General features: G+C 44.3%; 8 protein-coding genes. All 8 read right to left on the bottom strand.

The annotated features are described in order from the left end of the window. Positions 1-3: 3 nt before the first annotated feature. Complete coding sequence (locus tag DN752_RS01250) at positions 4-1,137, bottom strand: glycoside hydrolase family 88/105 protein (RefSeq protein ID WP_112782286.1); 1,134 nt, start codon at positions 1,135-1,137, stop codon at positions 4-6. 301 nt (positions 1,138-1,438) lie between these two features. Next, entirely contained in the window at positions 1,439-4,963 is a 3,525-nt protein-coding gene (locus DN752_RS01255) for a sulfatase-like hydrolase/transferase (RefSeq protein ID WP_112782287.1), read from the bottom strand. A gap of 294 nt (positions 4,964-5,257) precedes the next feature. After that, the gene (locus DN752_RS01260; RefSeq protein WP_112782288.1) at positions 5,258-6,304 is read right to left on the bottom strand and encodes a GntR family transcriptional regulator; all 1,047 of its coding nucleotides are present in this window, start codon (positions 6,302-6,304) and stop codon (positions 5,258-5,260) included. 351 nt (positions 6,305-6,655) lie between these two features. Then, positions 6,656-8,263 carry a beta-N-acetylhexosaminidase gene (locus tag DN752_RS01265; RefSeq protein WP_112782289.1) on the bottom strand — a complete coding sequence of 536 codons (1,608 nt, stop codon included), beginning with the start codon at positions 8,261-8,263 and terminating at the stop codon, positions 6,656-6,658. 27 nt (positions 8,264-8,290) lie between these two features. Beyond that, the gene (locus DN752_RS01270; RefSeq protein WP_112782290.1) at positions 8,291-9,451 is read right to left on the bottom strand and encodes an N-acetylglucosamine-6-phosphate deacetylase; all 1,161 of its coding nucleotides are present in this window, start codon (positions 9,449-9,451) and stop codon (positions 8,291-8,293) included. A 1-nt stretch (position 9,452) separates the two neighbouring features. Beyond that, a complete protein-coding gene (locus DN752_RS01275; protein ID WP_112782291.1) occupies positions 9,453-10,925 on the bottom strand; it encodes a sodium:solute symporter family protein in 1,473 nt (490 codons plus the stop codon). Position 10,926: 1 nt separating this feature from the next. Further along, a complete protein-coding gene (locus DN752_RS01280) occupies positions 10,927-12,528 on the bottom strand; it encodes a family 20 glycosylhydrolase (protein WP_112782292.1) in 1,602 nt (533 codons plus the stop codon). A 27-nt stretch (positions 12,529-12,555) separates the two neighbouring features. Further along, entirely contained in the window at positions 12,556-13,329 is a 774-nt protein-coding gene (locus tag DN752_RS01285; protein ID WP_112786386.1) for a 6-phosphogluconolactonase, read from the bottom strand. Positions 13,330-13,361: the final 32 nt, after the last annotated feature.

Genomic DNA, 13,361 nt, shown 5'->3' on the forward strand with positions numbered 1-13,361 from the left:
ATTCTATTCCTGTAATTTCAAAATCTCACTTCCTGCCAAAAGAAAGGCGCCAGTGCCAAAGTTTTGCCAACTGTCCACGCTTGCCGGTTCGGGAGAAGCTCCAATATTCTGGACCCAGCCTACCATACCGTCATCATGTTGGCATTTGGTCAAGGCCTTCCAAGCTTTTTTCACAGCGGGTAAGTAGGTATCCTTTTCCAAATATCCATTGTTGATCCCCCAGGTAAGAGCATAGGTGAAAAAACCACTACCACTGACTTCACCATGATCATAAGATGCTGGGCTTAAGAGACTCGTCCTCCATAGTCCATCCTTATGCTGAAGCTCTACAATTCGTTCTGCCATCTGTACAAAAAGTCCCTCGTAAAAATCCCGGTGGTCATAGTCCTCGGGCATATCTTCTAATATCAAGGCCAATCCTCCTATTACCCAGCCATTTCCCCTGGACCAAAACACTTTCTTGCCATTTGGCTCATTGATGTCTTTTTCTGATCCCTTCCATATGAACCTGGCATCTCTGGCAAATAGGTGTTCATCTTGGTCATACAGCTTGTCGTAGGTTTCTTTGTAGTACTTGTGCATAGCATCCAGGTATTTCTGATCTCCTGTATGTTTAGCATAAAGGTTGATCACTGGCGGTGCCATGAAGAGCGCATCACACCACCACCATAATATGTTTTTTACCTCATCACCATTTTTGGCATTTTTCCACTTATTGTCCATAAACAAGTGCTCGTCCAAGAATGCTTTTGTCGGTGCCAAATCCACCAAACCTTTCCGTCCCTCAGCCTTGTCCACATACAAGTAACTATATGAAATAGCGATGTCATCTGCATGTTCCCTCCTCTCGAAGGTGTCCCAACTATTTTGATAGCCCATATTTTTTAATGCTGCCATAAAAAACTGATCCCCTGTGGCCGCATGTGCGCGTGCCACCCCAGTATAATAGGCACCATTGGTCCAGTCAGTGGGAGCCACCGCATAGATTGGGTGGGCTTCCTGCCATTCCATGGCTGCTATCATTTTACGCTTTATCCATTCCTTATCAAAAGCTTTTTGTGCCACTACATTACCAGTGGACACTGATCCAGCCAAAACAATCAATACAAATAACCTTGTCAATAATTTACTTATCATCTTCTTTTCTTTTTATATCGCACATGGTACAGCATGCCCAATGACCTAAAATCCTTAAACCCTGAAAATGCATTAGCCTATCTGTTGCGACCTGAAACTGCTTCAAAATCAGCCGTTTCACTTTAGTTTTCGGCATAACTGTAGCGGTGCTACGCTAATGCCTCCAAACTAACTGATTTTCTTGCAATTTCAGCTCTCACTACGATTCCTAACGCATAATCCGGGTTAAATCACAGTGGGCAAAACCGATATGTTCACTCAAAATTCAGCCTATGGCCGGGGTTATAAAATACATCCTGTTTTAAAAGGAATTAACCTTTAACTGTATCCGGTGTTTACCAGGTTCCAAACGGATGCTACTAAAGGCAGACGGTACATTTTGCCCATTATGGATCAGGTCCTTGCCTTCAAGGTCACCAAGTGAAAACTCCCCTACCATATTGGCAGGTATCTCAATCTCGTAGGTTTGTAAGCGGGCGCCATTATAAGTATAGGTACCTTTTATGGTTCCCAATATCGTCGGCACCTCAATAGCACTGGACTTCAGCGAACTCATCTGTGGGTGGATCGTAGCTACTCCAAACCCGGGAGTTTTTGGCTTGATTCCCCATAGGCCCCGTGGAATGACATTCGCAGGGACTGCCCCCCAAGCATGGTTCCAGTCCAAGTTAAACTTGTATTTATTGTCCCAAGCTTCCAGCGTTATCGTGGAACCAAGGCGGATCATATTGTACCAACTTCTGTCACTGGTGTCCGTCAGCAGCTCCAGGGCATAGTCTTCCTCACCGGCACTGTACAGTCCATCCATTAAATACTGGGAACCATACACACTACAGGCCATCCCTCTTGACTTTACAAAATCCAGGACGGATTCCCTGTATTGCTCTGGTACCAAGCCAAAAGCCAAGGGCATCATATTGGCATGCAATGAAGCATGGTCCGTCCCAATGCCGTCTAGGTACACCCCTCGTTCGGTATCAAACATCTGCTCGTTTATCGCTTTTTTTACCTTGGCTGCCCTAAGCTCAAAATCCATCACTTCCTGTGCTTTTCCCATGATCTTGGCAAACCCGGCCATGATCTTCATATTCTCATAGTAAAAGGCATTGATCACGGTATTATAAGGCTTAAACACAAACCCGTCCTGTTCACCAACAAAGGTGCTGTCTCCTCCAAACCGAGCAGGGGGCCAATCCACGATATCGGTAAGTTTCTTATGATAACCTTCTTTGAAACCGAGCTTTAACATGTACTCATGGTCTACACTATCGGAAGTGATCAACCCGTCCTCATTGGCCAGTTCATATAGCGTTTTATATTTCAACGGCTCATAATATCGCTCTATCAGCTCAGTATTACCTGTATACATATAGTCAGCATACAGCATTAGGGCTACATGTTGTTGCCATTCAGTGGGCCAAGTGGGGTGCTCCATAAAATATTCTATGGTCCTTCTGGCCATGGCATATTCACGGTCCGTGGTATAATGGCTTAGCTGGTTCAGGTAGGCGTCTGCCTCATAGGGGATCCGTTCCCTATCTCCATCCACATACAGGCCATTGAAAGTCGTGGCCTTTATGGAATATTTGCACAGCCTCCATACTTGGTTTAGGATATTGTCCGAACTCTCAAAAAAGCTGGCTTCATCGTCAAAATAAGTATGAAAGGCCAGCTGTTCGAAATCATCTTTGTCAAGGGTACCTTTTGCTCCCTCTACTTCGGCATATCGGTAGGGCACCAGTATGGGCGTACCTTCTGGTAGTGGCAAAGCCTTATTGGGCAGGGTGTTTTTGGTATTCTTGTGGACAGGCAGCTGATAATGCGTTTTGTCCGGGGACACTCCCACTTTGATTTCCTGATAGCGGATGTTGCTCTTTGCCGGTGGGGTACGGCTGACAGACTGACCATCCAGCATCTCCCCAATCCTGAAAACAAGGGTATCCGGCGTGGCTGCTTTATAGTTGAATTCCATCGTGGCAAATGCCGCCCTACCAAAATCCATGAAATATACATCCCCACGTTTCTCAAAAGTCACTGGTTTGATCCTGCTGACTTGCTGAAGATTTGCAGTAGAGATCATATTACTTTCGCCCTTACCAACGGTAAATTCTTGCGCCTCGGAGTAATCCACCAGCCTGTTTGCCTCATCCCATATCCTCACTTTCCAATAGTACGTTTCTCCCGCTTTGAGTGGGGGGCCTTGGTATTCTATATTATTGGAAGCTCCGGACCTTACTTGTCCACTATCCCATACATCTCCTTGATTGTACCCAATTGCCTCACGGCTAGAGGCCAATAGAATTTGATAGGCAGACTGAAAACGGGACTCCCCTGGCACCTTCCATCCAAACTCCGGCCTGGTGTCCAATACCTGAACATCCTCTTCAGGAGCCCTGATTAGTTCGACAGTTAATCCTGAAGGAGTAGCTCTGTATTTATCACTGTTTTCCTTGATCAACTCATCGCATTTGGCACGAAGCCGATCGGCTACTTCCTTATATTCCGGATCATTGATCAGGTTATTCACTTCCAAGGGATCCTTCTTCAAATAGTACAGCTCCTCTACGGACTTATCGTTTACATATCGGAAATATTTCCATTCTGCGGTACGCACCCCTTCACTTGGTGGGATTTCGTCAAACTCCCATATGTGCTCGACCAGCACAGTATCCCTGTCAAGATGCCGCTCGTCTTTTTCTACCAAGGGCTTTAAACTTCTCCCTTGCCAACTTTCGGGAGCCTCCACACCTGCAAAATCAGCAATGGTGGATGGTATATCTATGTTCAATACCATGTCCTTGATATCGCGCTGCCTTTTCACTCTTGGATCGTAGATGATCAGAGGAACACGAATGGAATTATCATACATGAGCCATTTTCCCGCCAACTGTCTCTCGCCCAAGAAATACCCATTGTCACCCATCACAATAATGATGGTATTTTCATCCAGGTTCTTTTCCTTTAACTTCTCACGGATCTTGGTGATCTCTTGATCGATGCCAGCGATCATCCTATAATATCCCTTTAAGCTGTGTTGGTATTTTTCGGGCGTATCATAACGCCACGTCCATCGAAGGCGGTTAAAGCCATCCCTGACAAACTGGGGCTGGGCATCAAAATATTCCCTGTCCCCAAGCGCCGGGCCGGGGATAGTGGTATTTTCGAGAAGTCCAGCGGTGGACTGTTGCCAAAAATATTGCTCCGGAGCCCCATCATGTGCATGGGGAGCACTGAAGCTAAGAGACAGGCAGAACGGTTGGTCAGCGGGTGTGTCATCCAAGAATTCCAATGCTTGCTGGCCTGTATAACGTGTCAGGTGGACGGTATCACCATCCAACGTCTTATAGAAATATCCCCTTCTGTCATCGTACCTATTATTACGGTCGTAGGATTCATACACATCAAACTGCTTGTCCAAATCATCATACCTCACCCCGTATTTTCCGAAAAACCCCGTATAGTAGCCGTTGGATTTCAGTATAGTAGGATAGGAATTCTGCATGTACTCTTCCCTTATATTGCCTGTCTGAAAATTAAAATTATGTGAGCGCTCATGAAGCCCTGTAAAAATACTGGCCCTACTGGCTGCACAGATCGGCGTGGTCACTATAGCCGACTCAAAAAAGGACCCTGACTTGGCAAGGTCATCCATTTCTGGTGTCTCTACAAGCTTGTTTCCGGCATATCCCAGCGCATCAAACCGTTGATCATCGGTCAAAATAAAAATGATATTAGGCTTCTCCTGAGCCGCACCAGTCCCTTGGGAAATAGCTTTGTTCAAACTGGCAATGAGTAACAAGCAAAGAAGTATGGTAAACTTACGCATTAATTTGGGTGATTTTAATTGACATATTTCGGATTAGACTTACAGTATATAAAGTCAAATAATGATTACTAAACTACACCAAAGATATGGTTCTTGCATCCTGTATCCTTATGGGCTTGGGGCAATCGGTTCCTTAAATTGAAAAAAAATATCTCCATTTCAACATTTACCTGCAAAAAACTTCCCCCCCAAAAAGGCAGGAATCAGGGCAAATCAGCAATATATCAAGCTGCTGCCGAGCCAATTTTGTCATTGCTATGAAGAGGGGAAAAATAATTTCGGGGTATCAAAAGGTTATATTGAGCCTCTGTTTATGAAAATAAACTCATTCTTCAATTGTTCTTTTTTATTGGATTTGATAAAACCGGCTGCTATCCTCCCCATGCTTTCGAAGTCCGTAGTAAATACCGTTATCCCAAGAAACTGCTTCAAAGGAGTATCATTGTAAGAAATCACCCCAATATCCTTTCCCAGCTCCACTCCCATTTCCTTTATTTGACTGATGATACCTACAAGGTCATTTTCTTGTATCACGATATATGCATCGCCTTTTTGGACATCGCACACCTCTCCCGAAGAATCTATTATCTCAAAGTCAACATCATTTTCCACGCAAAATTTACGGAAGCCAATTTTAATTTCCTGTGGATGTGGGTATAGGGAGTTTGCAGGAAATATCAAGATCAACTTCTTGTACTTCTGTATATAAAGATTCGCCTCAATCAATGCATAATAAATATCCATTTTAAAATCCTGGTAAATAGCAGGAACAGGCCCTGCTAATTCCTCCAACTTATTGTCCATTACGATTAACTTATTGGGGGCGATTTTTTTGAGGACATTCAGGACTTTATCATTTATACTGACGTGTAGGTCATTTTCATTTTTAAAATGCGGCATTACCACGAATAGATAATATTGCCCGATTGACTCATTCAGTTTATTGACAAACAATTGATCATCACAATGGTAAACATAAAAGTCAACTTTAAAGTCTTGGTCAAGTGCAGCTAAAAAAGCTTTATATATTTTCAATTTATAATCACTAAACTTATTTATAAGAAGCAGGACCTTCTTCCCCCCTTCTTCCATTGTATTGGCGATATAATACCCAATCGATTTCTTTGATTTTAGAATACCTTTTTCCTTCAGGATTTTGTAGGCTTTTTCGACCGTATCCCTTGAGACGTAATGCCTTTCACTTAACTCATTGATTGAAGGGATCCTAGCTCCAATTTCCAGTTTCCCTCCATTGACATCTTCAGTAATGGAGTTTACTATTTGCCTATACTTTGGTACTCGGGAATTGGGAGAAATCCTTATAAAACTTGTATCGTTCATTAATGTATATTTAGCGACTTTTGGGAAATTATACAAACTAAAAGCTCCTAATGGCACCATATCCAGTAATCAATACGCTCCTTAATTTTACTACTTCTACAAGAATGGTGAGTTTCCAACCAGAAAGTTAAGCATAATTATCCACCTCCTTTAGCATTCCATCATATCTCCTATAATAACATCAGCGCTAAATTTTCTCACTTCACTTCTGATCATAATTTGGATAGATTAATTATATGAAGCCCTTCCTTATCTTTCCGGATGATCTGAAAATAGAGAATTCCTTTCATGCGATGTAGTGGTGAGGTAGAAAGATAAATGAGGCTGTCTCAAATGTAGACGTCACTACCGTCATTTCCCTGCATAGTCTCCAAACTTTATCCCCACCTGATTTAGCTGCACCTTCATAGCTTCTGCTGTTTCAAGGAATCTGTCGTAATTTTTATTTTTGGGAATTGTCCAGCCAACCTCCGCATATGCCAGTAAACGAGGGAACACTTGCTGAAGCATGGCAGATTCGGTTCTTGTGTATTCTGTCCAAATCTGCGTCCCCAATCCTAAAATTTTACCGTGGTACACTTCGGGTAAACCTGCTGGAATGGGATCGAATGCATAGGACTTTGACAAAGGCAGCCTCCGGTAAGTATAGTCAAGGTAGGTGTCCCAATGATTGGAGTTCACCACTTCGTAGCCTCCCTTCGCCGCTGCTTCCACGAGTCCCAAATCACCTTTCCAAAAATGAACGATGGAAGATTTTTCCAGCGTCTGCTCGGCCTTTGCTGATGAGCTGTCTCGTTCATTGTGGATATCATGCCCCAATATATCATTCCATCCCATCATCCTTTTCCCTTTGCCTGCGAGGTAGGTGGAGATTTGATTGGTAAAATAGATCTGAAGGTCCATTGGAGTCGAAAGGCCGTTTAGGCGCATATAATCCGTGATTGATTCCGAATTCTTCCATGGATTATAGTTGACTTCATCTCCGCCAATATGAATGGCTTCCCCTGGAAATAGTGCTACGACTTCATCCAACACATCTTTAAGAAACCCAACTACCCTAGGGTCTGCCACATTGAAGGAGTCTTCCATTTTTCCAAATGTAACAGGTACCTCCTGCGTGGTCCCCAAAGAACCAATCCATGGATAGGCCGCTATGGCTGCCATGGCATGACCCGGCATTTCTATTTCTGGGACAATTACAATGTGGCGCTCTTTGGCATATCGAATGATTTCCTTGATCTGAGCTTGGGTGTAGTACCCCGTTTGTGGCTTCCCTACTCTTTCATCACTTCCTCTGGCCAATTGAGTGTCTTTTCTTGTACCTCCTACTTCAGCGAGTTTGGGGTACTTTTTGATCTCTATGCGCCAAGCTTGGTCATCTGTCAGGTGCCAATGAAAAACATTCATTTTCAGCATGGCCATTTGATCAAGCATCTTCTTGACCACTTCCTCCCCCATGAAGTTCCTACAATCATCCAACATAAATGCCCTCCAAGAAAATCGAGGTTTATCGACAATTATTGTGTTAGAAATCATGACCTGACCAGGTACTGAATCGGAAAAATCACGAGGCAATAGCTGTTTCAATGTCTGAATTCCATAGAATACCCCTGTAGAAGTAGCTGCTACTATTTCAATGGCCCCGTCAATCACCAACGAATACCCTTCGTTCCCAAGGGAATCTGATAAATTCTCATCTAGCCGTAGGTGGATACCATTCCCACTTGCCAAGATTGGAGATGGAGTGACAAAGCCTTCATTTAAATAGGTGGACAAAAACTCGGCCTCTGTCCTTAAGCCTTCTCCGGCAACAATTGGCATTCCTGCCTTCAACACAAACTCCCCCTCTAGTGCCATTTTACTTAAGGGATATGGGATAATCTGGGCTCGCAGATCGGTAAAAGCCATCAAGCCTACTATCCAAATAAAGAAAAAACCAACTGATTTAGTGTATTTCATGATCAATGTAATTCTGAGTAACTCGTCCTATATTTCTAATGAATAAACTAGCCTTCCGCTCTTGATGGTCTTGTAGATCACCATTTTACTGTCTTTGTGCTCAAACAGGACCACATCCGCCCTGCTTCCTTCTTGGAAGGCCATGATCTTCCCGCCCTTCCCCAAGTAGGACAATGGTTTGACGGATGCCATGTCAATAGCATTGGGCAATGTCGCCAAGTTTGTTTGGGCCAAATATTCCAGGCAAGATTTGAGAGAAGCGGCTGATCCTGCCAGTAATCCGGGGTTATCCTGCATGCACAGCCTCCCTACCGAAGTCAACTGCACCGTCCCGCCAATAGGGCTTTGATACGTTCCAGCTGGCAAGCCAGCAAACTTGGTCGAATCGCTCACCAAGAAAGTTTTATCCGGCTTTACGCTCATAAATACTTTCATAACAGCATCCGGCAAATGAAATCCATCGGATATCATACTTGTCCAAAGGTCATCCATTGCCAACTGATCCCAGATATAATTAGGATGTCGCGGTAATGATAAATGGGCGGCATTTCCCAAATGGGTAGAAAGACTCGCCCCTGCCCCAACGGCTTTATTTATCTGACCCGCTTGGGCAGCGGTATGCCCAATGGCTACCTGGATATTCTCGGCTACACATTTTTTTATCAGATCGTTTGACCCCTGATATTCTGGAGAAAGGGTGATCAATTTAATTTTCCCATTTGCCTCCTTTTGCAAACGGGAGATAAATTCCCAGTTTGGCTCTTGCACAAACTCTAGGGGATGGGCTCCCCGAGGTCCTGCATCCTTGCTGATAAAAGGCCCTTCCAAATGGATCCCGCCTATTGATGCGGCTATCAGCGGATCTTCGCAGGCATGGCTTATTTTCTTGATGGATTCAGACAAGGCCTGTTTACTAGCGGTGATCAATGTCGGCAAAAACGTAGTCACGCCATTTTCCCAAAGTTTCTCAGTACAAAATACCACATCATTTGCCGAAAGGTCGGGTTCATTAAAATCCACTCCTTGAAATCCATTTACCTGTAAGTCCACCAACCCGGGAGCTATTAGCAAGGAAGAGGACGTTTCTTCCAATGCCTCCATTCCACTGATCAAACCGTGATCAAACGTTAGCCGGATAGGACGTTGTGTGTGGTAGTGAATACCTTCGACATGCTTTATTTTTTCCATGCTAATCCTTTTTGCTTAATCCATTAATTAATTCATCGACCTTTGGGTCTACTTTTGCAGTCCTGAAAAAACCTGTCACGACGAAGGCAAAAAAGGAAACCAAGGTGGGTGCTCCTATTTCCAAAGCTAAAGAACTCACAGGAAAAATTTTGAGCAAAATAAAAGTGACAAGTCCAGAAACTATGGCGCACATGGCGGACATGGCATCGCTCCTTTTAAATGCAGGAAGTAACCCCAAGATCATAGGAATTGCTATCGGGCCCAATAAGGCTGCAAACCATGAAATCATCAAACCGAATACACCTCCGAAGTTGGCCGCATTGATGGCTGTGAAAATGGTCAAAATGGTAAAACAGAATGTAGTAATCCGTGCCAAGGTCAATGCTTGGGCCTTGGAAAATTCTTTGACCTGTGGAAACAAAACAGGCAAAATGTCCCTACTTATGACCGCTGAAACAGTATTGGAGTCCGAAGCGGTCATGGAAAGTGTGTTGGCAAAAAGCGATGCCAGTACCAGCCCTATAAGCCCATTGGGAAGAAATTCCAATACCATTTTGCCATAGGACAACGTTGGGTCCGCCAGGTTTTCGAAAAAAACCGGCGCAGCAAACATGGGATAAAACAGGATCAAAGGCCAAGTAAAATAAAGTCCAGAAGATAGCAATGCTGCTCTTTTGGCCACTTTTCCGGAGGTCGTAGAAATAAACCGAGTAGCGAGATTCCACGTTCCACCGCTGTAGCTAAAGAAATTGATCACCAGCAAAACGGCCGCAAAACCTACGGTATAGGGATCATGGAAGAATGCGGCATGCTCTTCGGGTAGCCGGTCCCAGAGGGTAAATATCCCTGAAACACCATCGCCCAACTTGTACAGGATCATCACAAACATGGTCACCCCCGCCAGCAACTGGATCAAAAACTGGCCGAAGTCATTCCATACATCAGCCCATAACCCTCCGATAGTGATATAGATCAAAGAGATAAAGCCGACCAGCAGTACACCAAAAGTGATGGAAGTCCCGCTGAACACATTCAATAAAATGGCGATCGCGGCCAACTTTCCTCCTGTATCAAAAACTTTGATAATGGTGCCTACCCAAGCAATCACCTGCTGCGTCGGAAGATCATATCGGATCAACAAATATTCTGTGGGAGACTGGACTCCAAAGTTCACCCGAAGCCTCGCCCATCTGGGTGCGATATAAAAGGCAGTCACTAAAACGGCCACTGCCACTGTAAAAGCCCACCAAACATAAATGGTAAAACCATGCGTATAGGCTATCCCTGCATATGCCACAAATACAGCCCCACTATAACCGGAAACATGGTGGGATATCCCCGAAAGCCACCAAGGAAGTTTTCCTCCCGCCGTATAGAAATCCTCGGAATTCCTTACCCTCAAATAAGCCCACAGCCCAATGGACAGCAGCATGACAAAATATAGCCCAAGTACGATCCAATCCAGCAGCTCCATGTTACTTTAACTTAGCCAGTCGGTGGTACAAAACTTTGATTGGCAGTACTCTCTGCCTATTGAGTTCTTCTATTTCTGCATCGTATAAAAACCCTGAATTCAACTTGTAAAACGCTTTGTTCAGTTCTTCTGACCTTTCCAGAATGACTTCCATTTGTTTGGTAAGGGCTGGAAGGAGGTCCTTGGTGAACGCGGGGGAATTATACACTTCATCGACTTCTTTGTAGTCCAAATAAAGCATCCGCAAGTTGGCCATTAGCCTAAAATGATCGAACTCTTCTTCGTGCTGGTTTGGACTAAGCTGAAATAATGGATCGCTGACTTGCCGATAGTTTTCCTTTACCTCGGGCACGCTTTTGCTTTTTACGGGTTTAGCGTTGGAGATCAACTCCCGAGGAAACACCAAAAACTCCCACAGCTGATTGGCTTCCTTTTCGTTGAGGCCAAACCTCTCAGAAGCATAATTCACCACAAATTCCTGTGGTCGAAACTCTTCCAGCTGGGACATGGCCGCGGCGTAGCTGGCTATCAAAATCCTAAACCCTGACATCGGATAGGTATTTCTGATCTGGACCATATCGGCCACATCGTAGCCTACGTCCCAAGTAAATCCATAAAGCCCGGAAGTGGACCAAGATGTCATGATCATTCCTTCATACTGGCTTGCTCTGGCATAGGGAATAAAGTCCCGTTGATTATTAAAATGCGTGGACCAGTTGGTCATGTACCAGTTATCAGGATGACTGCGGATAGAAGGCGCTCCCCAAAATGTAAATCCCAAATCCTGAAGTTTGGATACATCTCCAAAATGATTGGTTTTCCAACCGTAATTCCAGTCGACAAATACAGTTTCTTTAGGCAGCTCGGCCGCAGCTTCAGGGTACTTCAGGATAATATCTGCCCACATCAATGGGGTCTTGCCATTTTCAATTACCAAGTTGGCAATCATTTTCATATGATCCACAAAAAGCTGGGACTTGCCCACCTCTTCCACTCTAGCACTGCAAAGGTCGCAGTGCCCCAGCAAATACGTCTCATCTCCACCAATATGGATATAATCCGAATTATGGGTTGCTGCCAAGTCCTTAAAAAGGGATTGGAACAATACTTCACTTTCTGCGATTTTCATGGGGCATAGCTGGGATATGTCCTTTCTGTCCTCTTTCAAAACGCTGTACCTGGGATTTCTCAGTATATACTCCACATGCCCCAAACTTTGCTGCAAGGGGACGACTTGAATGCCCAGTTGATCACAGTATGCGATAAAATCCTCGAGCTCTTCCCTACTGTAAGAAAACTGATTGGCTATGGTCAGGTGTTCTTTAAAAGGGTAGGTTGCCTCCCATTCCATGACGAGTGTATTGAAGCCAAAACCTGCCATTTGCTTGGCAAAATGCTTCAACGCCTCGGGTGTCATCACTTGAACGCGGAGGTCCAAATGGAAGCCTTTCACCTTAAAGTCACTGTCTCCCGGATCATTCTTCGATTGAGAATAACCAGCGATGGCCTGAAAAATGAACAGAAGACAAATAATCCAGCGAAAGACTCCAAGTGTAGGTAGAGATTGCTTGTGCCAGTTGTTGCTATAGTTGTTTGTTACCAAGGGGATGCTTATTTAATATAATTGTATTTATTCTATTACTGTATAGGATTGGCCATCGATCTTACTCACGGCCGCCTGATTAAAATAAAACTTGCAGTTGGGATGAGTAGTCAGGATGGATGCAGGACAATCTGTGCTGACCGCTTTGGTCAATGTATCGCTGACAGCCTGACTTTTATTTTCACCCAATACGACACATACCATAGCCTTTGCGGCCATTAAGGTAGGGATCGTAAGCGTAACGGCGGTGGTCGGTACGTCTTCCAATTGGTCAAAACACTGGTCATTTACTTGCTGGACCCTACATGCTTCCTCCAATTCGACTAGCTTAATCACCTGTGGATCATCAAATTGTGCAACTGGAGGATCATTGAAAGCGATATGCCCATTCTCACCGATCCCCAGACATACCAAGTCTATGGGTGCTTTGGCAATCAAGCGCTCATATCGGGCAAGTTCAGCTTGTGAATCTCCTTGGGGCTTGATCAAATTTACTTCTTTAAAAGGCAATTTGGAAAACAATATCTCCTCTAGATAAGATGCAAACAACTCTGGGGCATTTTTCTCCAAACCTATGTATTCATCCATATGGAAGGCCACCACTTTTTCCCATCGTATTTGATTTGATGAAGCCAAATAAGATAGCATGCCTGTTTGGGAGGGAGCTGCCGCAAAAACAATCCTTACTTCATCTTGCGCTGCCTGTAAGTTGACGATGCATTGCTCTACTTCTTTACCTGCAGCTATTCCCGCAAGTTCTCGGTTGGAAAAGACATGAATGTCTTTTTGAAGGTCTATCATTTTTTTATAAGAAGTGGGCAGGACATCTCCAT

The sequence above is a fragment of the Echinicola strongylocentroti genome, from assembly GCF_003260975.1.
Taxonomy (GTDB): Bacteria; Bacteroidota; Bacteroidia; order Cytophagales; family Cyclobacteriaceae; genus Echinicola; species Echinicola strongylocentroti.